The following is a 25,295-nucleotide window of genomic DNA, read 5'->3' as shown; positions in this document are numbered from 1 at the left end:
CGGGACAGACCGGTGGTCCGTGGACAGTAGTGTCGGATTCACCACACGTCGCTCGAGGTTGGAGGGCTCACCGATGTCGCTCGATCGTCCCGTCACACCGGACCCGTACAAGCTGCTCCCGGAGGTCAGCGGGTTCACCGTCACCAGTACCGACGTCGCCGACGGCGAGCCGCTGGCCGACGCGCACGCGTTCGCGGGCGGGAACACGTCGCCGCAGCTCAGCTGGTCCGGGTTCCCGGCGGAGACCAAGGCCTTCGTCGTGACCTGCTTCGACCCGGACGCGCCGATCGTGTCGGGCTTCTGGCACTGGGTGCTGGTCAACCTCCCGGCCACCGTCACCGAGCTCCCCACCGGCGCCGGCACCACCGAGCGCCTCGACAACGGCGCCTTTCACGTCCGCAACGACTTCGGCGCCAAGGCCTTCGGCGGCGCCGCCCCGCCCGCGGGCGACCAGGTCCACCGCTACTACTTCGTCGTCCACGCCATCGACGTCGAGTCCCTCGACGTCGACTCCGACGCCACCCCAGCCGTCGTAGGCTTCAACCTCGCCTTCCACACCCTGGCCCGCGCAATCCTCACCCCGACCTACCAAATCCCCGAGTAGCCCGGGGCAGTTCAGAGGGCCGCGACGTACACCCATTGGCCGGCTTCGCGGGTGAAGGTGCTGGTTTCGTGTTGTATGCCGGTTTCGTGGTGGGCGTTGAACTCGACGGTGCCTTCGGTGTGGAAGGGGCTGCCGCCGGTGGTGTTGAGGATCTGCAGGCGGGTCCACCGGCGGTTCGGGTCGAAGTTGATGGTGGCGGGGCGGGTGGCCTGCGACCAGGTGCGGAGCAGGTACGGCGCGTCGTGCATCACGAAGGCGGTGTACCTGGACCGCATCAACTGCTCGGCGGTCGCCGCAGTGGCCTCGCCCTGGTGGAGCGGGCCGCAACACGCGACGTATGGCTGGGGCTGGCCACAGGGGCAGTTGGGCATGTCTTGATTGTTACGGACAGCTGCGGGCTCTCGAGCGGCAGGGCCGCCACCTCGGCGTGCAGGGCGTCGTACTGGTCGGACGTGAGGTCGTCCGGAAGCAGGACGTCCACCCGTCCACCCTTGCGGCCCCAGGCGCCTGCTATCTGACCGTCGACCAGCAGGCCGTGCGGATGGAAGGAGTCGGCGGTCGGCGTCAGTTCGCGCAGGCCGGGGGCGATGAAGCGGGCGGCGCGGTCGCGGCCGAGGAGACGGAGGTCGGAGGCGACGAGGAGGCGGACGCCGCGGGGTGTGGCGGCCGTCCGCAGGCGGTCCTCGGCGGACCGGAGTACCCACGCCGGTACGCCGTCGAAGTCGACCTCGGTCAGCTCGTCCGACAGGTCGGACCAGACCGTCTGCGCGTCGGCCGGTGACATCCCGGACCACCAGGCGTAGACCTTCGGCGTCGTGGGTCCGAAGTACTCGATGTGCCGCCGGCAGAGCTCCAAGCGGGCCTCGTGTACGTCGATGTCGGGGCGCGGGACCTCTCGTAGGTACAGGGCCGTGGTGGTCCAGCGCACCGCGATCCGGCCGGTCGCGCAGGCCCCGCGCCTGCCGTGCATGCCGTCGCGGCGCTCGTGGCCGCCGAGCGGGTCACAGACGTCGTCGGCGAGCCGCTCGAGCCGCCGTACCGCGGCCGGGTCGAGCGGGAGCCGGCCGAGCGTGAAGACGCCGAAGTCGCGCACCGGGAGGACGTAGACGGCCTCTCGCGGGCTGTAGGTCTGGATCAGCGACGGGTGCTCCCAGTCCGACGGAGTGCAGCCCGTCATGCGCGCGTGCAGGCCGAGCAGCGCGTCGCGCGGGCCGGTGTCCTGCAGACCAACGTACGCCGCTCGCTCGTGGGAGTCGGGTGGTAGTCGATCGGTGAGGTGGTTCACCTGCAGGCGATAGGCGACGGCCTGTTCCCGGGTCACGCTGTGCATGGCGATGACCGTACGCACAAATCACGCCACCGGGTGGCTTGTTATCAAGGAAATGCAAGCGCCAGCGGCGCGAGGATCGCCAACGCGAACAGGTTGACCACCAGCCCGATCGCCGCCATCGGTCTGCCGCGCCGCCGGCGGTCCAGGCCGACGACGGCCAGCGCGAGGCCTGGTATCGCCAGCACGACCGCGCCGTACTGGCGCACGGCGGTCAGGTCCACCGGGGGCAGGAAGGGGGCCAGGACGGCAGCAAGACCGACGGTGAGGGCGAGCGTCCCCAACACGGCCGAGCCGGCCGGCTGGGCGGCCGCAGGCCCTGCAGGCAAGTCCCGAGCGCGTTGCTGGGCTCGCGCCTGCGCATAGTCCGGCCAGAGGTGCTGCGGTGCGCGGTGGTCGATCTGTTGGCCGTTCGTCATCGGTGCTCCACATTCGGGTCGCCCGGCGGGCGTGCCGTCCCTTGTCCTGACGCGGCGTCACGGCGCGCGGTTCCCGGCGGGCTACTCCTCGTGGAGCGGGAACGCGCGGATGATCACCGCGGTCGGGGTACCGGATTCAGCGGCCGGCTCCGACCCGACGAAGTCGTGGAGGACGCGGTGCAGGCGGGCGCGGAGTTCGGCGAGTTCGCCGTCGGCGAGCGTGACCACCGCGCTGAACGCGAAATCCTCGTCGTCGGAGGTCTTCGCGGCCAGCCAGCTCGCGTACGCGGTGTCCTCGAGCTCGCGGTTCAGCGTTGCCTGCTCGGTTCGCGCCCGCCGCCAGGGCTTGACCCGGCCCGGCGCGCCCGGCACCGCCTCGATCACGCCGAGCGCCTCCAGCCGGCGGAGATGGAACGAGCACGAGCCGGTGCTCTCGCCCAGTTCCCGCGCGGCGATCGTCGAGGTGGTCGCACCGTCCCGGTCGATCAGCCGCAGCAGCGCCTCGCGCAGCGGGTGCGCGCGGACGACGTCGCGACGGTTCGGTTGGGTGTCCATGGCGGCATCCTAGTGGCTTTGCAAAGCTCTGACTTTGCATAGTACGGTCTTTGTATGCCGACGTACATCCAAGGGCGGCTGAGTCGTCGCCTGCCCGAGCTGCTGGACGAGGTACGACGGGGCACGCCGCTGCGGGTCACGGAGTACGGCGAGGAGATCCTGCACCGCCCCTGCCGGCCGGTCACCGAGTTCGGGGCGGAGCGCTGGGGTGGGCTGATCGACGACATGTTCGCGACAATGTGGATCGCCGAGGGCTGCGGGCTCGCTGCGAACCAGGTCGACGTCGACGCGCAACTGTTCGTGTACGACCTCACCGACGAGCAGGGCGACCGGCACGTCGGGCACGCGTTCAACCCGCGCGTCGAGACGAGCACCGCGCTGCTCGGCACCCAGCCCGGCTCCGAGGGCTGCCTGTCGGTGCCCGGCGCCAACGCACCGCTCCCCCGCCCGGCGCGCACGGTCCTGCACGCGTTCGACGTCCACGGCGACCCGTTCACCGTCGAGGCCTCCGGGTACTTCGCCCGCTGCCTCATCCACGAGACCCAGCACCTGGCCGGCACGGTGTACGTCGACCACCTGTCCCCCGGCGCCCGCGACGAGGCCCTCGCCGAGTCCGCGACGAACCGCGAGTCGGTCTTCACCCGGCGCTCGACCCGCGAAAATCAGCTGACCGGCGTCCGCTGAACGCACTACCGTCCTCGGATGGAGGACCCGAAGGAGATCGTCCGGCGCGGGTACGACGTACTCTCCCGCCGGTACGACGCCGCCACCGGTGCGGACTCGAAGTACGCGTCCTGGATCGCCGAGCTGACGGACCGCCTCGCGCCCGGGAGCCGGGTGCTCGACATCGGCTGCGGGAGCGGCGTACCGATGGCCCGGGCACTCACCGCCGCGGGGCACCGGGTGCTCGGCGTGGACATCAGCGAGGTCCAGATCAGCCGGGCGCGCGAACTCGTACCGCAGGCCGAGTTCCTGAACGCCGACGCGCTGACGCTGGAGGTTGCGGCCGGGTCGCTCGACGCCGTCGTGTCGCTCTACGCGCTGATCCACATGCCACTCGACGAGCAGCCGGTGCTGCTGGAACGGATCGCCGGATGGCTGCGGCCGGGCGGGTTCTTCCTGTGTACGACGGGGCACACGGCGTGGACGGGGACCGAGAACGACTGGCTCGGCGGCGGGACCACGATGTGGTGGAGCCAGACCGACGCGGCGACGTACCGGCGTTGGCTGACGGACGCCGGGCTGACGGTCGAGACCGAGACGTACGTACCGGAAGGCTCCGGCGGGCACGCGCTCTTCTGGGCAACCAAACGCTGACCTTTGGGAAGGCGGGGAGCCTGGTGGACTCCCCGCCGGAGTGGGTCAGTCTTTGATGCCGGACTGGGTGACGCCCTGGATGAGGTAGCGCTGCAGGAAGGCGAAGATCAGCACCAGCGGCAGGATCGACACCGCGACCGCCATGAACAGTTCGTGGATGTTGATCGTCTGCGCGGTGATGAACGTCGACATCGCCACCTGGATGGTCCACGAGGACGAGTCCTGGCCGATCACCAACGGCCACAAGAACGCGTTCCAGTTGCCGATGAACGTGATCGCGGCCAGCGCCGCGAAGAACGGCAACGAGTTCGGTACGACGATCCGCCAGAACACCCCGAAGTACCCGGCGCCGTCGACCCGCGCCGCCTCCTCCAGCTCGCGGGGGAAGCCCAGGAAGTACTGCCGGAACAGGAACGCGGCGAACCCGCTGAACAGCGTCGGGATGATCAACCCGCGCAGCGACGAGACCCACCCGAGCGACGACACCACGATGAACGACGGGATGAACGTCACCGCGCCGGGAATCATCAGCGTCGCCACGATCGCGTAGAAGATCTTGTCCGCGTGCCGATAGGGAATCCGGGCCAGCCCGTACCCCGCCATCGATGCCAGCAGCAACTGTCCCGCGGTGCCCAGAATGCCGACGACGGCGGAGTTGTAGAGCGCCCGCGCCATCGGCACCGTCGTGTCGTTGAACAGTTCGCTGATGTTGCCCCACTGCAGATGCGAGGGGAACAACGTCCATGTGGGCGCGGTGATGTCGGCCTCGGTCGACAATGCGTTGCGCAGGATCAGGTAGAACGGCAGCAGGAACAGCACCACCGCGACGAACAGCGCGATCCAGCGCAGCCCGGTCCCGACCCGGCCGAGCGGGGTCTGGGTGAAGCCGATCGGCTTCGGCGTACCGGTCGTACGTTCGGCGTCGGCCATCAGTCGCCCGCCTTTCCGAAGCCGAGGATCCGGCTCTGCAACAGAGTCACGATCATGATGATGACCGCCAGGATGAGCGCGCCGGCCGACCCGTGCCCGAGGTCCTGGATCGAGCCGAGCGAGATGCCGTACAGGTACACCAGCGGCGGCCGCGCGTAGTTCACGTTGCCGATCAGGTTGTAGAACTCGTCGAACGCCTGGTACGCCGCGATCAGGTTCAGGATCAGTACGGCGACCGAGGTGGCCCGCAGTTGGGGCAACGTGATGTACCGGAACACCTGCCACCCGGGCTTCGCCCCGTCGACGTACGCCGCCTCGTAGAGCGTCGGCGAGATCCGCTGCAGGCCGGCGATGAACAGGATCATGTAGAACCCGAGCTGGAGCCACAGCCGGACCGTCACCAGCGGCAGCCAGTACCACGGCGGCGAGACCGTCGAGAGCCACGCGATGTTGTCGATCCCGAACCAGCCGAGCACCGTGTTCGCGAGGCCGAACCGGACGCCGTTGAAGATCGACAGCCGCCAGATCAGCGACGCGACGACGTACGAGCACGCGGTCGGCAGGAAGAACACCGACCGGAAGAACGCCCGGGCGATCTTGACCTGGTTGACCAGCAGCGCCAGCACCAGCGAGAGCACGAACGTCAGCGGCACGATGAACACCGCGAAGATCGTGAACGTGCCCAGGCTGGACAGGAAGTTGTGGTCGGTGAGCATGTCGACGTAGTTGCGGAGCCCGACGAACTTCGACGGCGTCGCGGTGTTGTACGCCTCGAAGAAGCTCAGTACCAGGCTCCACAGGATCGGCAGGTACGAGAAGATCAGCAGCCCGAGCACGAACGGACCGACGAACACCCAGAACCACAGGGTGTTGCCCTTGATCCCCTTCTGCCCTTTCCTGCCCGGCCGCGTCCCTCGCCGCTCACCAGCGGCGGCGGGGTCCGCGGACGTCTTGGCCGTAGCGCTCATCCGAACAACCGCTTCAGTTCGTCGTTGACGGTCTTCTCCGCCTTCGCGATCTCTGCGGCTGGGTCGGCTCCCTTCTTGATGATGTTGGTCAGCATGTCGCCGAACGCCGTACCCATCTTCGGGGTCCAGGCCGGGTCGTCGGTGTGACCGTAGTCCTGGGTCAGCTTCACCGTGTCCGCCGCGACACCGCTCTGCAGCTTGGCCGCCTTGGCCGCGACGCTCTTCCGCGGCGGGATGTGGAAGCCGTAGCTCAGCGACCAGTCCTCCTGGTCGGCCGTCTGGTCGATCCACAGCCACTTCACGAACTTCTTCGCCGCGTCGACGTTCGCGCTCTTCGCGGACACGAACTGGGTCCAGCCGCCCGAGTACACGGCCGGCTTGTTCGACGCGTCGAGGGCCGGGAACGGGATCACGCCGAGGTCGTCGCCGAGCGCCTTCTGCATACCCGGCACCGCCCACATGCCGATCCACTGCATCGCGCACAGGCCCTGGTTGATCGCGCTCGGGTCGGTCCAGTCGGTCGGCGAGCCGAGCAGGATGCTCTTGCTGGCGTAGAGCTCGTGCAGCTTGCCGAACATCTTCGCCGGGCCGTCGCCGGAGAAGCCCGGCTTGTGGTCCTTGGTGAGCCGGTCGCCGCCGGCCGCCCAGAGCGCCGGCGAGCCGAGCGCGAGGCCGCCGTCGTTGCCGACGAACATGCCCTTCACCTTGTTGGTGGTGAGTTCCTTGGCCGCGGAGATCAGGTCGTCGATGGTCTCCGGCGGCTTGATCCCGGCCTTGTCCAGCAGGGACTTGCGGTAGTAGATGACCTGCGGGTCGATGATCATCCGGATGCCGTAGATCTTGCCGTCCACGGTGTTCGTGGCCAGGTCACCCGGGAGGAAGTCGTCCTTGACGTCGGCGATGATGTCGTCGAGCGCGACCACCTGGTTGCTCTTCACCATGCCGATGTTCAGCTGGCTCTCGAAGACGTCGGGGCCTTTGTTGGACAGCAGCCCGGAGGAGAGCTTGCTGGCGTAGTCGCCCGGCGTCCACTGCACGGTGACGTTCGCGTCGGTGTAGGCCTTCGCGTACTTCTGCGCCGCCTGCTGGGTGCCGGTCTCGCCGTACTGGTGGTACCACTGCGAGAGGTTGGGTTTGGATCCACCACCCCCACCGGACGACGGTCGGCCGGTATTGCCGCCGCAGGCCGCGGTGAACGCGGCGAGTGCGGCGAGTCCGCCGGTCCGCTTCAGCAGATCGCGCCGGGACAGTCCGGCGTTCGGAACATGAGCAGGCATGAATTCCACCTTCCCGAGAGGGAACGTCGCAGGGGTACGACGCACGGTTCCGAGGTACTTAACGGCGTTAAGCATCTCCGAGTTCTGGCACACGGTACTGCAAGTCAATCGTTGTAGAAGTGCCAGCACAATGTCTCAAAAGCGCGCCCGGCGCAAGACCGGACGCGCTGTTCTTTGTTTGATCGTGTGTAGTTGGTACCGGCTCGTGATCAGCCGAACAGCTCTCCCGCCGTGGCCTTGCGGAGGAGCAGCGCGGGCGGCTGGAACCGTTCGCCGTACGTCGCAGCCAGCTCACGCGCCCGTTCGGCGAAAACGCTCGGTCCGTAGGCGTTCACGTACTGCAACGCACCGCCGTGCAGCGGCGGGAACCCGATCCCGAAGATCGACCCGATGTTGGCGTCCGGCACCGATCGCAGCACGCCCTCGTCCAGGCACTTCACGGTCTCCAGCGCCATCGCGAACAGCATCCGCTCCTGGAGATCGATCAGCGGTACGTCTCCAGCGGCCGGGAAGTGCTCCCACAACCCGGGCCACAACCGCTTCGGCCCGTCCGCCGGGTAGTCGTAGAACCCGGCGCCCGCGGCCTTCCCACGCCGGCCGAACTCGTTCACGAGACGATCCGTGACGGCCATCCCCGGGTGCTCGTCGAACGCCCCGGCGCTGTCGCCGGCCGCCCGGGCGGCGTCGCGGATCTTCTGCGGCAGCGTCAGCGTGACCTCGTCCAGCATCGCCAGCGGCGGCGCCGGGAACCCGGCCTGGGTCGCGGCCCGCTCGATCAGCACCGGGTCGACGCCCTCGGCCACCATCGCGGCGCCTTCCATCACCAGCGTGCCGAACACCCGCGAGGTGAAGAACCCGCGGCTGTCGTTGACCACGATCGGCGTCTTCCTGATCTGCCGTACGACGTCGTACGCCTGCGCGATCGCCCGGTCCGAGGTCTTGGCGCCGACGATCAGCTCGACCAGCGGCATCCGGTCCACCGGCGAGAAGAAGTGCATACCGATGAAGTCGTCCGGCCGGTCGATGCCGTCGGCGAGCCCGGTGATCGGCAGTGTCGACGTGTTCGAGCAGAGCAGCGCGTCCGGCTCGACCACGCCGGCGATCTCGGCGAACACCTTCTGCTTCAGCCCGCCGTCCTCGAAGACCGCCTCGATCACCACGTCGCACCCGGCCAGATCGTTCGGGTCGGCGGTCGGCGTGATCCGGCTGAGGAATTCGATGACCTCTGCGGTCGTGGTCCGGCCTTTCCCGACCTGGACCGTCAGCAGTTTCTCAGAATATTCTTTTCCGCGCGCAGCCGCCTCCAAAGAAACATCTTTGAGCACAACCTCGATACCGGCCTTGGCGCACACATAAGCGATTCCGGCGCCCATCATCCCGGCCCCGAGCACGCCGACTCTCCGCGCCGTGAACGCGGGTACGCCGGCAGGCCGCGAACCGCCCGCGTTGATCGACTGCAGGTCGAAGAAGAACGCCTGGATCATGTTCTTCGCGATCTGCCCGGTGGCGAGCGAGACGAAGTACCGGGACTCGATCCGGGAAGCGGTCTCGAAGTCGACCTGGCTGCCCTCGACCGCGGCGCTCATGATCGCCCGCGGCGCCGGATACGGCGCGCCCTTGAGCTGCTTGCGCAGGTTCGCCGGGAACGCGGGCAGGAACGCGGCCAGCTTCGGCGAGGCCGGCGTACCGCCCGGGATCTTGTAGCCGTCGCGGTCCCACGGCTGCTTCGCATCACCGTCGTACGCCGTGATCCACCGGCGAGCCGCGTCCAGCAGCTCGTCGGCGGCGACGACCTCGTCGACGATGCCGACCGACAACGCATGCGCGGGCTTCATCCGCTGACCCTGCAGCAGCACCTTCATCAGCGCGTCCTGCAGGCCGAGCATCCGCACCGTCCGGGTCACTCCCCCGCCGCCGGGCAGCAGACCGAGCGTCACCTCCGGTACGCCGAGCTCGATGCGGTTGTCGTCGGCAACGATCCGGTGGTGGCAGGCGAGCGCGATCTCGAGCCCGCCGCCGAGCGCCGAACCGTTGATCGCGGCAACCACCGGGACGCCGAGTGTCTCCAGCGTGCGCAGCTGCTTCTTGACCAGCTCGATCGTCGCGAAGACCTGAGCGGCGTCCGACGGCTGGATCTGCGACAACATCCGCAGGTTGCCGCCGGCGAAGAACGTCGACTTCGCCGACGTGACAATCACGCCCTTGAGCAGCGCCTTCTCCGCCACCAGGCGCTCGACGGTCCGGCCCATCGCCTCGACGTACGCGTCGTTCATGGTGTTGGCCGACGCGTCCGGGTCGTTCAGCGTCAGCGTGACCACACCGGCGTCGTTCTTCCACTCGATCATGCCGCAAGCCTCTCGATGATCGTCGCGACGCCCATGCCGCCGCCGACGCACAGGGTGGCCAGTCCGTACCGGAGCTCGCGGCGCTCCAGCTCGTCCAGCAGGGTTCCGACCAGCATCGCGCCGGTCGCGCCGAGCGGGTGCCCGAGGGCGATCGCGCCGCCGTTCACGTTCACCTTCTCGTGCGGTACGCCGAGATCCTTCATGAAGTGCAGCACCGCCGCCGCGAACGCCTCGTTCATCTCGAACAGGTCGATGTCCGACACGTCCAGCCCGGCCCGGGCCAGCGCCTTCCGGGCGGCCGGCGCCGGTCCGGTCAGCATGATCGTCGGATCCGCACCGCTGACGCCGACCGACACCACCCGGCCGCGCGGCGCCTGCCCGAGTGCCTCGCCGGCCTTCTCGTTGCCGATCGCGACCAGCGCGGCGCCGTCCACGATCCCGGACGAGTTGCCCGCGTGGTGCACGTGCTCGATCCGCTCGACGGTCAGGTACTTCTCCAGCGCCACCGAGTCGAACCCGCCGTGCTCCCCGATCGCCGCGAACGACAACGGCAGCCCGGCCAGCGTCTCGACCGTCGTCCCCGGCCGGACCAGCTGGTCGTGGTCGAGGATCTGCAGCCCGTTGCGGTCCCGCACCGGTACGACGGAACGCCCGAAGTACCCGTTCGCCCAGGCCTTCGCGGCGCGGGCGTGCGACTCGGCGGCGTACGCGTCGACGTCGGTCCGGGAGAAGCCGTCGACGGTCGCGATCAGGTCCGCGCTGATCCCCTGCGGGACGAACCCGGTCTGCAGCGCGGTCTCCGGATCCATCGCCCAGGCGCCGCCGTCGGAGCCCATCTTCACCCGCGACATCGACTCGACGCCGCCGGCCAGGATGAAGTCCTCCCAGCCCGAGCGGACCCGCTGGGCCGCCTGGTTGACCGCCTCCAGCCCCGAGGCGCAGAACCGGTTGAGCTGCACGCCGCCGGTGGTCTCCGGATAGCCGGCCATCAGTACGGCGGTCCGCGCGATGTCCATGCCCTGGTCGCCGATCGGCGTCACCACCCCGAGGACCACGTCGTCGATCGCGGCCGGGTCGAGGTCGGGGTGCCGGGTCCGCAGCTCGTCCAGCAGGCCGGTGACCAGCTGGATCGGCTTGACCTCGTGCAGCGCGCCGCTCGGCTTCCCCTTGCCGCGCGGTGTGCGGATCGCGTCGTACAGGAAGGCGTCACTCATGAGCCGATTGTGACAGTAGCACTGTCATGATGGTCAAGTGCGGACCGTTATGATCTCCGCCATGTCCGAGGTGGCGGGGGCTGGATCACATGAAGGCGTGACGTTGACGGTGGACGAGCTGTCGGCGCGCGTGGGGATGACAGTGCGAACGCTGCGGTTCTACGCGGGCCGGGGCCTGATCCCGCCGCCGATCCGGCGCGGCCGGGTCGGGTACTACGGGCCCGAGCACATCGCGCGGCTCGACCTGGTGCGGGAGCTGCAGGCGCACGGGTTCACGCTGCAGGCGATCGAGGGGTACCTGGACCGGATCCCGGCCGACGCCAGCCCGCAGGACATCGCGCTGCACCGGACGCTGCTGACCCCGTGGATGCGCGACCTCCCGGAGACCCTCGACCGGGCGGCGCTGGTACGGCGTACCGGCCGGGAGCTGAGCGACGACGACATCGAGATGCTGGTCGCGCTCGGGGTCGTCGAGCCGACACCGGACGAGGACGTGTTCCAGGTGGCGACCGCGCACCTCAGCCTCGGTGTCGAACTGCTCGACCTGGACCTCCCGGTCGAGGCCGTCCTGGACGCGGGCCGGATCTTCACCGAGCACGGCCGCGCGATCGCCGAGGAGCTCACCGAGGTGTTCCGGACCAAGGTCTGGCCGCACTACCGCGACTCCGGCGGCCCGCCCGAGCACATCCAGCAGCTCGTCGAACGCTTCAAACCCGTGACCATCCAGGGCCTGGTCCTCGCCTACGAACGCGCCGTCGGCGAGACCCAGCGCGACACGATCCGCCGTACCCAGAGCAAACCGCGCTAGGCCCTGCCGTGGGACGTGCGGGTGCGGCGGGCCAGTGAGTCGACGCCGACAGCGAGGAGCAGGACGACGCCGGTGACGAGGAAGCGGTACGACGAATCGAGGCTGAGCAGCGTGAGTCCGGACGAGATCGCCTGGATGACCAGCACTCCGAGGACCGCCGCGAACGCCGTACCGCGGCCACCGAACAGGCTCGTGCCGCCGATGACCGCGGCCGCGATCGCATTCAGGTTGACGTCGCCGCCGCCGCTCGCCTGGTTCGCCGCGGCCAGCCGCGCGGCGCCGAGGATGCCGCCGAACGCGGCGAGCGTCGTACAGATCGCGAAAACCGACGCGTAGATCAGCCGGACGTTGATGCCGGCCCGGCGGGCAGCCTCGACGTTGCCGCCGACGGCGTACACGGCCTTGCCCCACTTCGTCGAGGTCAGCCCGTAGTGCAGCACCAGCGCGAGCGCGACGAACAGCACGAACATCCAGCCGACACCTCGTGCCCGGTTCAGGTACCAGACCGCGAAGCCGAGCCCGGCCACCAGCACGCCGCTACGCACCAGCAGGAAGCGCGTCGACCGCGCGGACAGGTTCGCCGTACGTCGTATGCGCGCCGTCCGGAGACCCACCGCAAAGAGCACCCCGGCCGCGAGCAGGACGATGACGTACGACAGCCACGGCGGCACGAACCGGAGCTGGGCGAACTCGACCAGCCCCGAGTCGAACGGCAGGTTGACCGACCCGATCGCACCCAGCGCCTTCAACTGGAGGCCGAGGAACGACAGCAGACCCGCGAGCGTGATGACGAACGTCGGGATACCGACCCGGTTGTAGATCTCGGCGTACAGCAGGCCGATCGCGCAGCCGGCGGCGAGCGCGACGAGCACCGCCAGCCACGCCGGCCAACCCTCCTTCACGAACAGGATCGCCATGATCGCCGCGGCCAGTCCGCTGATCGAACCGACCGACAGGTCGATCTGGCCGACCAGCAGCACCGACACGATGCCGAGCGCGATGATCCCGACCGGCACGCACTCCATCAGTAGGTTCACGAGATTGGTGCTGGACAGGAAGATCGGGTTCAGGATCTGCAGTACGACGCAGATCACCAGCAGGCCGGCGATCACCGGGAGCACGCCGAGCTCACCGGCCCGGACCCGGTTCACCAGCGCGGTCGCGGATCCGCGCAGGCCGGTCGCCTGCCGGAGCCGCTCGTCGGACAGATCCACCGCGGTCACTGTTCCCCTCCGATCGCCGTGTCTTGTACCCGGGCCGCGCGCCGCGTGACCAGGCCGTCCTGGTTGTCCTGCGCCCCGGTGATCGCGGCGACGATGTCCGCGGACGGCGTACTGCGGGCGTCGAACTCGCCGTTGTTGCGCCCGAGGCGCAGTACGACGACCCGGTCCGCGACCGCACGGACGTCGGCCATGTTGTGGCTGATCATGATCACGCCGTGGCCGTTCTCACGCAGACGGTCGATCAGGTTCAGCACCTCGGTCGTCTGGACCACGCCGAGGGCCGCGGTCGGTTCGTCGAGGACGATGATCTTCGGGTCGCCGAGCAGCGACCGCGCGATCGCGACGGTCTGCCGCTGGCCGCCGGACAGCGCCGCGACCGGGAGCCGTACGGTCGGGAGCTTCGCGGACAGCTGCCGGAGCAGCTCCCACGAGCGGACCTCCATCGCCACGTCGTCCAGCCGGAACGGCTGCAACTCGTGGCCGAGGAACAGGTTCTCGATCACGTTCAGGTTCTCGCAGAGCGCGAGGTCCTGGAACACCGTCGCGATCCCGAGCCGGTGCGCGGCCGCCGGACCGGGGATCGTCACCGCGCGACCCTCGAAGCTGATCGTGCCGGCATCCGGCGCGTGCACGCCGGACAGCACCTTCACCAGCGTCGACTTGCCGGCGCCGTTGTCGCCGACGATCGCGACCACCTCACCGGTGTCGACACTGAGTCCGACGTCGGTCAGCGCCGCGACCGCACCGAAGCTCTTGCTGATGCCGCTGAGCTCGAGGGTTGCCATCAGCTCAGCCCCAAGTCGGTGCAGGCGGCCTTGTACTCCGCCGTACAGACGTCGGCGATCTTCACCGCGAAGCCGGGCTCCTTGAGCACCTTGGCGATGTTGTCGCGGGTCACCACCGTCGGGGTGAACAGTTGCGACGGGGTATCGAACAGCGTCGTCTTCCCCTCGGGCTTCTTGCCCTGGGCAAAGTCGTTGGCGACGGTGGCGGCCGCGTCGGCGACGATCTTGATCGGCTTCGAAATCGTGTTGTACTGATCGCCGGAGACGACCCGCTGCAGCGCGGCGAGCTCGGCGTCGTTGCCGGTCACCGGCGGCACCTTGGCGCCGGCCGCCTTGAACGCCGCGATGGTCGCACCGCCGGTGCCGTCGTTGGCAGCCACCACTCCCGCGACCTGGTTCGGGAACCGGGTGATCTGGCCGCTGACCCATTCCTGCGCTTTCGGCGGCGCCCAGCCCGGTGTGTCGAACTCCGCCAGCAGTTTGAAGCCACTCGGATCGACGGCGCTGTGGATGCCCTTCTTGATCAGTCCGGCCGCGGCGTCCGTCGGCGACCCGTTGACCTCGAGGATGCCGCCGGCCGCCTTTGTCGCCTTCAGGTGATCCACCAGCGACTGCGCGATCATCCGTCCGATCTTCTCGTTGTCGAACGAGACGTAGTAGTCGGCCTTCTTGTCCGGGATCGGCCGGTCGTACGCGATCACCGGGACGCCCTGGCCCTGCGCGGCCTGCACGATCGACGCGGCGGCGGCAGAGTCGACAGGGTCGATCACGATCGCCTTCACGCCCTGGGCGAGGACCGAGTTCGCCTGCTGTTGCTGCTTGGCCGGATCGGCGGCCGCGTTCTGGTAGAGCACTGTGCAACCCGCGCACAGCTCCTTCATCTTCGCGGTGAACAGCGGCGCGTCGAACAGTTCGTACCGCGTGGACGCGATGTCCGGCATCAGGAACGCGATCTTCGCGTCCGCCGAACCACCGCCGCCCGCGCCGTTGTCAGCGCCACAGGCCGCCGACGCGAGCGCCAGCATCCCGGCCACCATCAACACCCCGAAGCGCTTCATAGCCTCACACCTCTCACGATTTACTGTTAATTTCACACAGTCACGTGATACCGAACAGCAGAGATGTACGGACTGTCAAGGTCCCGGCACACAAAGAAAACCCGGCAGGGAAGATCCCCACCGGGTTTGGCTGATCCGGGTTCTAGTTCGGGATGCGGAGGTAGGTCAGCCCCCTGAGGTCGAGGTAGGTGCTGTTCGGGGTGGTGACCACGCGCAGGAGGACCGCGTCGCAGCCGGGGCAGCGCGCCACTGTGCCGGGGGCGTTGACGTACACGCGGGACTCGGCGAACACGTTGGTCCGGCCGCAGCCGTCGCACTGGCCGATCGCCGCGGTCAGATCCACGGCGAACAGCTCGCTCAGGGCTCCGGCGGCCGCATTGCCGTCGAGATGGCTGTCTTGACTCATCCGAACCGCTCCGTTCTGACTCGCGCCGGGTCGTGGCCGGCCGCGACCAGCAGATCCGCGACCGTCTCCACGAACGCCGTCGGCCCGCACACGTACGTCGTCGCGCCGTCGGCTGGTTTGTACGCGTACTCGTCCAGAACCTCCGCGTCGATCCGGCCGACCCGCAGCTCCCCCGCCGGCGCCTCCCGGGTGTAGACGAGGTGTACGTCGACGTCGTCGGACGACGCGAGCTCCTTCAGGTCCTGGACGTAGATCACCGACTCGGGGCCGCGGACCGAGTACAGCAGCCGCATCGGTGTCGACGTACCGGTCGCGGCCTGCAGCATCGACCGGAGCGGTACGACGCCCGACCCGCCGCCGATCAGCTGCACCGGACCGTCCTGCTCCGGCTTCCACACGAACCATCCGCCGACCGGCCCGCGGATCTCGAGCGGATCGCCGGCCTTCAGGACGTCGACCAGGTAAGCCGAGACCTCTCCGCCCGGCACCGCCTCGACGGTCAGCTCGATCGTGTCACCCGACCAGGCCGAGGCGAGCGAATACGACCGTGATGCCCGGTACCCGTCGTCAGCCGTCAGCCGCACGTCGAGGTGCTGCCCGGCGAGGTGACCGGGCCAGTCCGGGACCTCCAGCACGATCGTGCGGGCCGTCGCGGTCTCCCGCCGTACCTCAGCGACCGTGGCCACCTGCCACGTCAGTCGCCGGCGTATCGCTGTTCTTTCCATGGGTCTCCGTACTCGTGGTAGCCGGCGGTCTCCCAGAAGCCGAGGTCCTCGGTGTCGGACAGCACCAGGCCGCGGACCCACTTGGCGCTCTTCCAGAAGTACAGGTGCGGGACGAGCAGCCGGGCCGGTCCGCCGTGCTCGGGGTCGAGCGGCTCACCGTCGTACTCGTAGGCGATCCAGGACTGCCCGTCGAGCAGGTCGTCCAGCGGCAGGTTGGTCGTGTAGCCGCCGTAGCTGTGCGCCATCGCGAAATCCGCGCCGGTCTCGACGTCCGCGAGCAGCGTGTCCAGCGACACGCCCTGCCAGCTCGTCTTCAGCTTGGACCAGCGGGTCACGCAGTGGATGTCCTTGGTGATCTCCTCGGACGGCAGCGCCATCAGCGCGGCCCAGTCCCACTTGTGCTTCTCACCGGTCTCGGTGGTGACCGTGAACTCCCAGTGCTCGGGCAGGATGTGTGGCGTCGGCCCGGCCGACAGCACCGGGAACTCGTGCGTCAGGTACTGCCCCGGCGGCAGCTCCGAGCCACCCCGCCGCCGTCCGGCGAACCCCGGCGAAACGATCCCCACGGCATGCCTCCCTCGGTGCGCGAACACTCCGTGTATACAGGACTAGACTGCTACCTCTCGCTGCCCCGGACCTCGGTAGCCCCAGTTGCTGTCGCCTGCCCGGAGGAAGCTCTGATGAGCGAATGGTACGACGCTCCTCCTGCCCGGAGGGTGCGGGAAGTCCTCATCGAGCTGTCCGACACGCTCGTCACCGATTTCGACGTCGGCGAGTTCCTCGACCGGTTGGCCGCGCACTGCGGCGAACTGCTCGAGGTCGCGGCCTGCGGCATCCTGCTCGTCGACCACCACGGTGCGCTGAACCTGATCGCGGCCTCCAGCGAGCAGGTTCGGCCGGTCGGGCTCGTCCAGCTGCAGAACCTCGAAGGACCGGGCCTCGACGCGTACACCACCGGGCGACCTGTGCAGTACGCCGACCTGAGCGACGGCGGCAGCCCGTGGCCGAGCTTCGCGGCCGCGGCCGTCGACGGCGGGTACGTGTCGGTTCAGGCGCTGCCGATGCGGCTGCGTGACGCCAGGCTCGGCGCGATCAACCTGTTCGGCGAGAAGCTCGGTCCGCTGTCCGGGGAGACCGTAGAACTCGGGCAGGCGCTCGCGGACGCGGCGACGATCGGGATCCTGCACCAGCGGGCGCTGGCGCAGCAGGGGCTCGTCACCGAGCAGTTGCAGAACGCGCTGAACAGCCGGATCCTGATCGAGCAGGCGAAGGGATACCTCAGCCACAGCCTGTCGATCGGCACCGACCAGGCGTTCGGCGTACTGCGGAGCTACGCACGCTCGACCAACCACCGCCTGGCCGACGTCGCCAGCGACGTCGTCCACGGCCGCCTCACCCTGCAGGCCCCGGCCTCCGACTGAGCCGCCTGGTCAGATTCCCATCGTTCGGCCGATGATTTCCTTCATGATTTCCGTGGTGCCGCCGTAGATGGTCTGGATGCGGGTGTCGAGGTAGGCCTTGGCGATCGGGTACTCGGTCATGAAGCCGTAGCCGCCGTGGAGTTGGAGGCAGCGGTCGACAACCTTCTTCTGGAGTTCGGTGGTCCACCACTTCGCCATCGCGGCCTCGGCGACGGTCAGGGTGCCGGCGTTCAGTTCCTGGATGCAGCGGTCGACGAAGACGCGCGCGATCTGCGTCTCGGTGGCAAGTTCGGCGAGCACGAAGCGGCTGTTCTGGAACGACCCGATCGGGCGCCCGAACGCCTTCCGGTCCTTCACGTAGCGCAGCGTCTCGTCCAGCATGTTCTCGCAGGCAGCGGCCGCGACCACCGCGATCGTCAAGCGTTCCTGGGGCAGCTTCTCCATCAGGTAGACGAAGCCCTTGCCCTCCTCGCCGAGCAGATTCTCGGCCGGCACCCGCACGTCGTGGAAGAACAACTCCGCGGTGTCCTGCGCCTTCAGCCCGATCTTGTCGAGGTTCCGCCCGCGCTCGAAGCCGGGCATCCCGCGCTCGACGACGAACAGCGAGATGCCCTGCGCACCGGCCTCCGGATCGGTCTTCGCCACCACGATCACCAGGTCCGCGAGAATCCCGTTCGAGATGAACGTCTTCTGCCCGTTCAGTACGTAGTGGTCGCCGTCGCGCCGGGCCGTGGTCCGGATGCCCTGCAGGTCGCTGCCGGCGCCGGGCTCGGTCATCGCGATCGCGGTGATCGTCTCGCCCGAACAGAACGCGGGCAGCCAGCGCTTCTTCTGCTCGTCGGTCGCATAGTCCAGCAGGTACGCCGAGTTGATGTCCGTGTGGATCGTGAACCCGACACCGCTCGCCCGCACCCGGGTCAGCTCCTCGATCAGTACGGCGTTGAACCGGAAGTCCCGCGCACCGCCGCCGCCGTACTCCTCGGGCATCATGAACCCGAGCAGCCCCGCCGCACCCGCGGACTCCCAGAGCGAGCGGGGCACGATACCGGCCTCCTCCCAGGAGGAGTGGTGCGGGACGATCTCCTGGTCGCAGAACGCCCGGACGGTCTCCCGGAAGGCATCCTGATCAGCGTCGAAGAGCTGACGTTCCACGGGCGGTTCCTCTCAGAGTTGTACGGCGGCGCCGGACTCCAGCAGTGCGTCCACAGCGGTGATCCCCCAGTCGGCCAGGGCCTCCCGGGTGTGCTCCCCCGGCCGCGCGGGCGGCCTGTCCAGGCTGGTCGGCGTACGGTCGAAGCGCGGTGCCGGCGCGGCCTGGCGGACCCCGTCCACCTCGACAAAGGTGCCGCGGGCAACAAGATGCGGGTGGTCGGCGGCCAGCGGCAGCACCGGCGCGACACAGGCGTCGGAGCCGTCGAAGACCGACGTCCACTCCGCCTGCGTACGTTCCCGGAACTTCTCGGTCAGCACCTTCCGCAGCTCGGGCCACTGGGCCGGATCGTTGCGGTCCGGCGGGTTCAGCCCGAGCTTGTCGATCAGTTCGGCGTAGAACCGCGGCTCGAGCGCGCCGACCGCGACGTGCTTCCCGTCCGCGGTCTCGTACACGTCGTAGAACGGCGCGCCGGTGTCGAGCAGGTTCGTCCCGCGCTCCTGCCGCCACGACCCGGCCGCGAGGGCGCCGAGCAGCATCGTGGTCAGATGCGCGGACCCGTCGACGATCGCCGCGTCCACGACCTGCCCCTGCCCGCTGCGCTGTGCCTCGTGCAGCGCCGCGAGCACGCCGATCACCAGGTAGAGCGAGCCGCCCGCGAAGTCGCCGAGCAGGTTCGCCGGCACCTGCGGCGGTCCGCCCGCGCGACCGATCAGGTGCAGCGCACCGGACACGGCCAGGTAGTCGATGTCGTGCCCCGCGGTCTGCGCCAGCGGTCCGTCCTGCCCCCACCCGGTCATCCGCCCGTACACGAGCCGCGGGTTGACCTCATGACAGTCCGAGGGCCCGAGCCCGAGCCGCTCGGCGACCCCGGGCCGGAACCCTTCGACCAGGACGTCGGCCCGCGCGGCGAGCCGGCGTACGACGTCCACGGCGGCCGGCTGCTTCAGGTCCAGCGCGGCGCTCCGGCGGCCGCGGTTCACCAGGTCGAGCTCCGGCGGGCCCATCGAGAGCCCGCCGCCGGGGCGGTCGATCCGCAGTACGTCGGCACCGAGCTCGGCGAGCAGCATGCACGCGAACGGCGCCGGGCCGATCCCGGCCAGCTCGACCACCTTCACGCCCTCGAGTGGACCCATACCGACCATTGTGACAGTTCTACTGTCACGGTCGTCAAGTGAGCTTCCGCACCCCCGCGAGCGCGACCAGCGGCAGCACCACCATCAGCGCGAGAATCACCGCCAGCCCGGTCGACAGCAGGCCCTGTCCACTCTCGAGGTGACCGAGGTGGAAGGCGAGGTGCGGCCCGGCGTACACCAGGTAGGCGATCAGCGCGACCGCGGTCAGGAACCGGTCGAACCGGATCGCGGCCGCCGCCAGCACGATCCCGAGCCCGAGGCTCGCGCCGCCGAAGTCGTGGAACAGATGATCGCTGTACGGCGGCGTCCAGTTCACCGTCGGCACGTGGTCGTAGAACGTCTTCGGCACGATCGACAGCCACAGCCCGAGGATCACCTCGAAGGCGGCGAACACGATCAGCACGGTGCGTACGTACGTCCTCATCGCAGGTACTCCGCGAACGTGATCTTCCCGTACGCCGGTCCGTCGACCGTCGCCTGACCGGCCGCGAACGCGCCGAACGCCTTCCCCGGGACCCGCACCGGCAGCACCGCGCGCCTCGCGGACCGCGCCTGCTTCCACAGCCGCGCCAACTCGACCACGGAGCGCCGTTCCGGGCCGCCGATGTCCGCGGCCCGGCCGTTCAGCGGTTCCTGTTCCGCGAGCTCGGCGAGCCGGACCGCGACCTCCTCGACCGCGATCGGCTGCAGCGGCACGGCCGGCGCCAGTACGGCCGGGAGGAACCTCTGGGTGCTGAGGATCCTGTCGACGAGGTTGTGGAACTGCGTCGCCCGCAGCACCGTGTACGGCACCCCGGACCCCGCGACCAGGCGTTCCGCCTCGAGCTTGTACCGGTAGTACGGCAGCGGGATCCGGTCGATGCCGGCGATCGACATCACGATCAGGTGCCGCACCCCGGAAGCGGCCGAGAGGAGGTTGCGGGTCTGCTCGACGTCCTTGCGGCCGGAGCTGGTGGCCAGGTGTACGACGACGTCCGCGCCGTCGAGGGCCGCGCTGAGTCCGTCGCCGGTGGTGAGGTCGCCGACGACGCGGTCGGGTCCGGGTTTCCGGCTCAGCACCCGGACCTGGTGGTCGAGGGTACGAAGCCGCGCCACAGTCGGCCTGCCGAGCGTTCCGGTACCGCCGGTGACAAGTATGGAGGTCATTCAGGTGTCCTTTCGGTCACCATGTCAGATCCGACAGCCCTCCGATCTGTGACAGCTGCGCGGTCGCGAACGCCAGCTTGTCCGGATTCATCACGAACTCCACGTGGGTCACCCCATCGGCGCCGACCGCGATGAACGCGATCGCGACCACCCCGTCCGGACCGGCCGCCACCAGCGCCGGACCGCCGTTCGCCTCGGTCAGGTACGCCTCGATGCCGCCGCCGAACCGCCGTACCGCACCGGACAGGTACCGCGCGACCTTGCTCCGGCCAGTCACCACGTTGCGGGCCGCGGTCACCTGGCCGCCGCTGTCGGCGCGCGACACCACGTCCGCGGCCAGCAGTTGCTCCAGCTCCTCGATCTCCCCCAGCCGGGCCGCCGCGACGAACAGCTCCACCAGCTTGCGCCAGCCCGCACGGTCGACCGGCTGCTCGCGCCGCGGCTCGGCCGCGAGCTTCTTCCCGGCCCGCGACGCCAACTGCCGGGCGTTGGCCTCCGACGTACCGATCAGCTCCGCCACGTCGCGATACCCGTACGCGAAGGCCTCGTGCAGCACGTACGCCGCCCGCTCGGCAGGCGTCAGCCGTTCGAGCATCAGCAGCAATGCGAACGACACCGACTCCCGCTCCGCGACGACCTCCAACGGCCCGAGCGCGTCGAACTGCCCGGTCAGCACGGGCTCCGGCAGCCACTCACCGACGTACGTCTCCCGCCGCGCCCGCGCCGAGGTGAGCTGCTTGATCGAAAGGTTCGTCACCACTCTGGCGAGGTAGGCGTCCGCGTCGCGCACCGCCGTACGGTCGACACCCTGCCAGCGCAGCCAGGCGTCCTGAACGATCTCCTCGGCGTCGGTCGCGGAGCCGGTCATCCGATACGCGATCCCGAACAGGCGACCCCGAAGCCGCTCGACATCATCCATGCCGGAAGGTCTCCGCCGCCTTCTGGATCGTGGTGTAGAACTCCGACCAGCCGGCCTCGTCGAGCATGTCCGCGTCCTGGCCGCCCTGCCCGTCGATCAGCTCCCGGACGATATCGGCGTGCCCGGCGTGGTGCGCGGTCTCGTCGACCACCCGCACCAGCAGCGCCCCGAACGTCGTACCGCGCTGCCCCTCTGCCCAGTGCGGCACTTCGGCCGGGTACTCGAGGTCGAGCTCCGCGATCGAGCGGTCGCTGTGCGCGCAGGCCTCGCGGTAGAGACCGGTGATGTACTCCGTCGACTCGTCCGCCCTCGCCCACATGTCGGCGCCTCCCCAGACCGAGCCGTCCTTCTCCCACGGCAGGACCTCGGCCGGCGGGCGCCCCACGCTGGTCCCCAGATAGACGTACTCGATCCCGACCAGGTGCTTCACCAGGCCGAGCAGGTTCGTACCGGACGGAACCAGCGGCCGCCGCCGGTCGTACTCACTCAGCCCGTCGAGCTTCGCGAGCATCAACGCGCGGGTCGCCTGGAGGTAGTCCTGCAACACGGTCTTCACGGGGCTCCTGGGGGTACGAAGGGAACCGGCGGGGCGCCGTACTCGACGAGGTGCAGGAGCGCGGCGGTGTCGGCGTACTCGTCGATCATGTCGGCCAACCGGTCCAGCCGATCCTCGCGGAGGGCGGCGAAGGAGACGGAGCCGTCAGGGGCGGGTTTGCCGGTCAGTTCGGCGATCTCGGTGAGGAAGGCGTGCCGGGCCGCGTCGTCGTCCAGCAGACCGTGCCAGATGGTCCCCCAGACGTTGCCCGAACGGCAGCCACCCGGGAAGTCCGCGGCGTCGCCGGTAACCTCGACGATCCCGTGGTGGATCTCGTACGCCGTCGGCGCGGGCCGGCGCAGCACCTTCTCCCGGTCGAAGACCGTTGCGACGGGCAACAACCCCAGTCCTGGGTGATCACCGCCTGTCTCCACCCCGTGAGGATCGGAGACGACTGATCCGAGTGCCTGGTACCCACCACAGATTCCCAGTACTGGAAGGCGGTTGGCCACCCGAGTCTGCAACGCGTCGGCCAGGCCGTTCGCGCGGAGCCAGGACAGATCGGCGACCGTCGCGCGCGAGCCGGGGAGGACCACCAGGTCGGCGTCGCGGACTTCGGTGGGGCTGGTGGTGAAGAACACGCTGTTGGTCGGCTCGGCCGCGAGCGCGTCCAGGTCGGTGAAGTTGCTGATCCGCGGAAACCGCACCACCGCGATCGTCAACAGCTCCCCCGAGGACGTACGCCGTACCGGGATGTCCAGCGCGTCCTCCGAGTCGAGCCACAGCTCCGGCAGCCAGGGCAGCACCCCGTACGTCGGCCGCCCCGTCACCCCGGCCAGCATGTCGATCCCCGGCTGCAGCAACGAGACGTCACCGCGGAACTTGTTGATCAGGAACCCGCCGATCAGCGCCTGGTCCGCCGCGTCCAGCAGCGCGACGGTTCCGAACATCGACGCGAACACTCCCCCGCGATCGATGTCGCCGACTACGACCACGGGGGCCCGGCTGTGCTGCGCGAGGCCCATGTTCACGTAGTCGGACTGCCGCAGGTTGATCTCGGTCGGGCTGCCGGCGCCCTCGCTGATCACCACGTCGTACCGGGACGCCAGGTCGTCGTACGCCGCGAACGCCGCCTTCGCCAGCTCCGCGCGCTCAGTGAGGAAGCCGCGCGCGGACAGCTCGCCCCACGGCTCCCCCATCAGTACGACGTGGCTGCGCCGGTCGCTGCCCGGTTTGAGCAGCACCGGGTTCATCGCGGCCTCGGGTTCGGCGCCGGCGGCGACGGCCTGGATCCACTGCGCGCGGCCGATCTCGGTGCCGTCGGCGCAGACCATCGAGTTGTTCGACATGTTCTGCGCCTTGTACGGCGCCACCCGCACGCCCTGCCGCGCCAGCCAGCGGCACAACCCGGTGACAACGGTCGTCTTCCCGGCGTCGGACGTCGTCCCGGCGATCAGCAGCGAACCCACCGGGTCATCTTAGGGTTCGGGGCTTCGTCGCTCCGTGCTGGGCAGGCGGGGCGTGGGCCCCTGGAAGCGGGTGCTGCCGGTCGACGACAGCGGCTTGGCGATGTTCTCGAGCGACTTGCCTTCGGCGTCGACGCCGAAGAACCAGGCGATCAGCCCACCGATCAGCATCACCGCCGCGCCGACGATGTACCCGACGGTCAGCGGCCCGCGCGCCGGGTGGTCCCCGGAGCCGATCAGCGACGCGAACAGGAACGGCGCGATCACGCCGCCGGTGAGCTGCGAGATCGCGAAGAAGAACGAGATCGCCTGGCCGCGCAGCTCGATCGGGAAGATCTCGCTCACCGTCAGGTACGCCGACGACGCACCGGCCGACGCGAAGAAGAACACCACACACCACAGCCCGGTCAGCGAGGCGGCGTTCAGTGCGCCGGCGTTGAACAGCAGCGCCGTGACGAACAGGACCACCGCCGACAGCGCGTAGGTGCCGAGGATCATCTTCCGGCGGCCGATCGTGTCGAAGAGGTGGCCGAGCAGCAACGGCCCGGCGAGGTTGCCGATCGCGAACGGGAAGAAGTACAGCGCGACGCTGGAGTCGCTGAGGCCGAAGTACGCCTTCAGCACCAGCGCGTAGGTGAAGAAGATCGCGTTGTAGAGGAACGCCTGGGTGACCATCATCGAGAAGCCGAGGAACGACCGGCTGCGGTAGTCGCGGAGCATCACCCGGGCGATCTCGCGGTACGTCACCGGCGGGTAGTCGACCAGCTCGATCGCCTCGTCGTCGCGGACCTCGCGGAGCTCGCCGCCCTGCCGGCGAACGGTCGCCTCGATGTCGTCGACGGTCCGCTCGGCCTCCGCGACCCGGCCGTGCGTCATCAGCCAACGGGGGCTCTCCGGGATGTGCCGGCGCAGGTAGATGATGAACAACCCCATCACCGGGCCGATCAGGAAGCACAGCCGCCAGCCCCACTCGATCGGGACGATGCTCTTGTCCAGCAGGACCAGCGCGACCACGGAGCCGATCAGCGCACCGCCCCAGTACGTGCCGTTGACGCCGATGTCGACGCGGCCGCGGTACCGGGACGGGATCAGCTCGTCGATCGCGGAGTTGATCGCCGCGTACTCACCGCCGATGCCCATGCCGGCGATGAACCGGAAGACCAGCAGCGACGCGAGGCCCCAGGACAGGCCGGCCGCACCGGACGCGATCAGGTAGACCAGCAGCGTGACGATGAACAGGCTGCGCCGCCCGAGCCGGTCGGTCAGCCGCCCGAACAGCAACGCCCCGACCACCTCACCGGCCAGGTAGATCGACGCCATCAGACCGACCTGGGAGGTGGTCAGGTGCAGGGTCTGCGGCTCTTTCAGCACGTTCCCGACCAGCGACACGAGCTGGATCTCCAGCCCGTCCAGGATCCACGAGACCCCGAGGCCGACGACGATCATCCAGTGGAACCGGGTCCACGGCAGCCGGTCCATCCGGGCCGGCACCAGACTGGGGATCGCCTTGCCCTGCTCCAACGCGTGCTCGTTGCTCATCTGTGCTCCTCCCGCCGTCGAG

General features: G+C 69.1%; 28 protein-coding genes. 5 read left to right on the top strand and 23 right to left on the bottom strand.

Translation table 11 applies throughout. The features are described from left to right. The first annotated feature begins 73 nt into the window (after positions 1 to 73). Positions 74 to 604, top strand: coding sequence for a YbhB/YbcL family Raf kinase inhibitor-like protein (locus AB0M51_RS06625; protein WP_344196611.1), 531 nt, complete (start codon positions 74 to 76; stop codon positions 602 to 604). Between the two features lie 11 nt (positions 605 to 615). Here the strand turns inward: AB0M51_RS06625 and AB0M51_RS06620 are convergent, their stop codons facing one another. The 4 genes from AB0M51_RS06620 to AB0M51_RS06605 form a co-directional block, all read right to left on the bottom strand. Then, complete coding sequence (locus tag AB0M51_RS06620) at positions 616 to 879, bottom strand: YchJ family metal-binding protein (protein ID WP_344196613.1); 264 nt, start codon at positions 877 to 879, stop codon at positions 616 to 618. Then, entirely contained in the window at positions 879 to 1,934 is a 1,056-nt protein-coding gene (locus AB0M51_RS06615) for a crosslink repair DNA glycosylase YcaQ family protein (RefSeq protein ID WP_344196615.1), read from the bottom strand. Before AB0M51_RS06615 ends, AB0M51_RS06620 begins: the two co-directional genes overlap by 1 nt. 44 nt (positions 1,935 to 1,978) lie before the next feature. Further along, the gene (locus AB0M51_RS06610) at positions 1,979 to 2,350 is read right to left on the bottom strand and encodes a hypothetical protein (RefSeq protein WP_344196617.1); all 372 of its coding nucleotides are present in this window, start codon (positions 2,348 to 2,350) and stop codon (positions 1,979 to 1,981) included. A gap of 81 nt (positions 2,351 to 2,431) precedes the next feature. Continuing rightward, on the bottom strand, positions 2,432 to 2,905 hold the full coding sequence (locus AB0M51_RS06605; protein WP_344196619.1) for a winged helix-turn-helix domain-containing protein: 474 nt from the start codon (positions 2,903 to 2,905) through the stop codon (positions 2,432 to 2,434). A gap of 54 nt (positions 2,906 to 2,959) precedes the next feature. Between AB0M51_RS06605 and def the strand changes: the two genes are divergently transcribed. Both def and AB0M51_RS06595 read left to right on the top strand, forming a co-directional pair. Then, complete coding sequence (gene def, locus AB0M51_RS06600) at positions 2,960 to 3,589, top strand: peptide deformylase (RefSeq protein ID WP_344196621.1); 630 nt, start codon at positions 2,960 to 2,962, stop codon at positions 3,587 to 3,589. 18 nt (positions 3,590 to 3,607) lie between these two features. Continuing rightward, positions 3,608 to 4,222, top strand: coding sequence for a class I SAM-dependent methyltransferase (locus AB0M51_RS06595; protein WP_344196623.1), 615 nt, complete (start codon positions 3,608 to 3,610; stop codon positions 4,220 to 4,222). Positions 4,223 to 4,267: 45 nt separating this feature from the next. Here AB0M51_RS06595 and AB0M51_RS06590 read toward each other — a convergent pair whose 3' ends face one another. From AB0M51_RS06590 to AB0M51_RS06570, 5 genes are all read right to left on the bottom strand, one after another. Then, positions 4,268 to 5,152, bottom strand: a complete 885-nt coding sequence (locus AB0M51_RS06590) for a carbohydrate ABC transporter permease (RefSeq protein ID WP_344196625.1) — start codon at positions 5,150 to 5,152, stop codon at positions 4,268 to 4,270. Then, positions 5,152 to 6,120: a sugar ABC transporter permease gene (locus AB0M51_RS06585; protein WP_344196627.1), complete on the bottom strand. Its 969-nt coding sequence runs from the start codon at positions 6,118 to 6,120 to the stop codon at positions 5,152 to 5,154. Before AB0M51_RS06585 ends, AB0M51_RS06590 begins: the two co-directional genes overlap by 1 nt. Continuing rightward, positions 6,117 to 7,397, bottom strand: coding sequence for a sugar ABC transporter substrate-binding protein (locus AB0M51_RS06580; protein ID WP_344196629.1), 1,281 nt, complete (start codon positions 7,395 to 7,397; stop codon positions 6,117 to 6,119). Before AB0M51_RS06580 ends, AB0M51_RS06585 begins: the two co-directional genes overlap by 4 nt. Before the next feature lie 209 nt (positions 7,398 to 7,606). Then, positions 7,607 to 9,742: a 3-hydroxyacyl-CoA dehydrogenase NAD-binding domain-containing protein gene (locus AB0M51_RS06575; RefSeq protein ID WP_344196631.1), complete on the bottom strand. Its 2,136-nt coding sequence runs from the start codon at positions 9,740 to 9,742 to the stop codon at positions 7,607 to 7,609. Next, positions 9,739 to 10,956, bottom strand: coding sequence for an acetyl-CoA C-acetyltransferase (locus AB0M51_RS06570; protein ID WP_344196632.1), 1,218 nt, complete (start codon positions 10,954 to 10,956; stop codon positions 9,739 to 9,741). Before AB0M51_RS06570 ends, AB0M51_RS06575 begins: the two co-directional genes overlap by 4 nt. Before the next feature lie 61 nt (positions 10,957 to 11,017). Between AB0M51_RS06570 and AB0M51_RS06565 the strand changes: the two genes are divergently transcribed. Next, a complete protein-coding gene (locus AB0M51_RS06565; RefSeq protein ID WP_344196634.1) occupies positions 11,018 to 11,764 on the top strand; it encodes a MerR family transcriptional regulator in 747 nt (248 codons plus the stop codon). Here the strand turns inward: AB0M51_RS06565 and AB0M51_RS06560 are convergent. The 6 genes from AB0M51_RS06560 to AB0M51_RS06535 form a co-directional block, all read right to left on the bottom strand. Beyond that, the gene (locus AB0M51_RS06560; protein ID WP_363748365.1) at positions 11,761 to 12,987 is read right to left on the bottom strand and encodes a sugar ABC transporter permease; all 1,227 of its coding nucleotides are present in this window, start codon (positions 12,985 to 12,987) and stop codon (positions 11,761 to 11,763) included. The genes AB0M51_RS06565 and AB0M51_RS06560 overlap by 4 nt on opposite strands. Beyond that, on the bottom strand, positions 12,984 to 13,772 hold the full coding sequence (locus AB0M51_RS06555) for an ATP-binding cassette domain-containing protein (protein WP_344196637.1): 789 nt from the start codon (positions 13,770 to 13,772) through the stop codon (positions 12,984 to 12,986). Before AB0M51_RS06555 ends, AB0M51_RS06560 begins: the two co-directional genes overlap by 4 nt. Next, positions 13,772 to 14,830 (bottom strand): sugar ABC transporter substrate-binding protein, encoded by a 1,059-nt coding sequence (locus tag AB0M51_RS06550; protein ID WP_363748362.1) that lies wholly within the window; start codon positions 14,828 to 14,830, stop codon positions 13,772 to 13,774. The genes AB0M51_RS06555 and AB0M51_RS06550 overlap by 1 nt, the downstream gene beginning before the upstream one ends. A gap of 142 nt (positions 14,831 to 14,972) precedes the next feature. Next, positions 14,973 to 15,236 (bottom strand): DUF6510 family protein, encoded by a 264-nt coding sequence (locus AB0M51_RS06545; protein WP_344196640.1) that lies wholly within the window; start codon positions 15,234 to 15,236, stop codon positions 14,973 to 14,975. Continuing rightward, positions 15,233 to 15,961, bottom strand: coding sequence for a ferredoxin reductase (locus AB0M51_RS06540; protein ID WP_363748360.1), 729 nt, complete (start codon positions 15,959 to 15,961; stop codon positions 15,233 to 15,235). The genes AB0M51_RS06545 and AB0M51_RS06540 overlap by 4 nt, the downstream gene beginning before the upstream one ends. Then, the gene (locus AB0M51_RS06535) at positions 15,931 to 16,527 is read right to left on the bottom strand and encodes a sulfite oxidase-like oxidoreductase (protein WP_344196644.1); all 597 of its coding nucleotides are present in this window, start codon (positions 16,525 to 16,527) and stop codon (positions 15,931 to 15,933) included. The genes AB0M51_RS06540 and AB0M51_RS06535 overlap by 31 nt, the downstream gene beginning before the upstream one ends. A gap of 114 nt (positions 16,528 to 16,641) precedes the next feature. Here AB0M51_RS06535 and AB0M51_RS06530 point away from each other — a divergent pair, with 114 nt between their 5' ends. Next, on the top strand, positions 16,642 to 17,382 hold the full coding sequence (locus tag AB0M51_RS06530; protein ID WP_344196646.1) for a GAF and ANTAR domain-containing protein: 741 nt from the start codon (positions 16,642 to 16,644) through the stop codon (positions 17,380 to 17,382). Positions 17,383 to 17,391: 9 nt separating this feature from the next. On the opposite strand, the gene AB0M51_RS06525 is transcribed toward AB0M51_RS06530, so the two are convergent. Genes AB0M51_RS06525 through AB0M51_RS06490 form a run of 8 tightly spaced genes read right to left on the bottom strand, consistent with a single transcriptional unit; the run spans position 17,392 to position 25,273 of the window. After that, positions 17,392 to 18,534 carry an acyl-CoA dehydrogenase family protein gene (locus AB0M51_RS06525; protein ID WP_344196648.1) on the bottom strand — a complete coding sequence of 381 codons (1,143 nt, stop codon included), beginning with the start codon at positions 18,532 to 18,534 and terminating at the stop codon, positions 17,392 to 17,394. Positions 18,535 to 18,546: 12 nt separating this feature from the next. Further along, positions 18,547 to 19,668, bottom strand: coding sequence for a CaiB/BaiF CoA-transferase family protein (locus tag AB0M51_RS06520; RefSeq protein ID WP_344196650.1), 1,122 nt, complete (start codon positions 19,666 to 19,668; stop codon positions 18,547 to 18,549). 34 nt (positions 19,669 to 19,702) lie between these two features. Next, positions 19,703 to 20,092 carry a hypothetical protein gene (locus AB0M51_RS06515; protein ID WP_363748357.1) on the bottom strand — a complete coding sequence of 130 codons (390 nt, stop codon included), beginning with the start codon at positions 20,090 to 20,092 and terminating at the stop codon, positions 19,703 to 19,705. Then, a complete protein-coding gene (locus AB0M51_RS06510; protein ID WP_363748355.1) occupies positions 20,089 to 20,814 on the bottom strand; it encodes an NAD(P)H-binding protein in 726 nt (241 codons plus the stop codon). The genes AB0M51_RS06515 and AB0M51_RS06510 overlap by 4 nt, the downstream gene beginning before the upstream one ends. A 16-nt stretch (positions 20,815 to 20,830) precedes the next feature. Then, the gene (gene sigJ / locus AB0M51_RS06505; RefSeq protein ID WP_363748353.1) at positions 20,831 to 21,733 is read right to left on the bottom strand and encodes an RNA polymerase sigma factor SigJ; all 903 of its coding nucleotides are present in this window, start codon (positions 21,731 to 21,733) and stop codon (positions 20,831 to 20,833) included. Then, entirely contained in the window at positions 21,726 to 22,289 is a 564-nt protein-coding gene (locus tag AB0M51_RS06500; protein ID WP_363748351.1) for a DinB family protein, read from the bottom strand. The genes sigJ and AB0M51_RS06500 overlap by 8 nt, the downstream gene beginning before the upstream one ends. Continuing rightward, a complete protein-coding gene (locus AB0M51_RS06495; RefSeq protein WP_363748349.1) occupies positions 22,286 to 23,737 on the bottom strand; it encodes a cobyric acid synthase in 1,452 nt (483 codons plus the stop codon). The genes AB0M51_RS06500 and AB0M51_RS06495 overlap by 4 nt, the downstream gene beginning before the upstream one ends. Positions 23,738 to 23,746: 9 nt before the next feature. Beyond that, positions 23,747 to 25,273, bottom strand: coding sequence for an MFS transporter (locus AB0M51_RS06490; protein WP_363748347.1), 1,527 nt, complete (start codon positions 25,271 to 25,273; stop codon positions 23,747 to 23,749). Positions 25,274 to 25,295 lie beyond the last annotated feature (22 nt).

It is taken from the genome of Kribbella sp. NPDC051137 (assembly GCF_040682535.1).
Classification (GTDB): Bacteria; Actinomycetota; Actinomycetes; order Propionibacteriales; family Kribbellaceae; genus Kribbella; species Kribbella karoonensis.
This window is presented reverse-complemented; position numbering and strand designations above follow the sequence as displayed.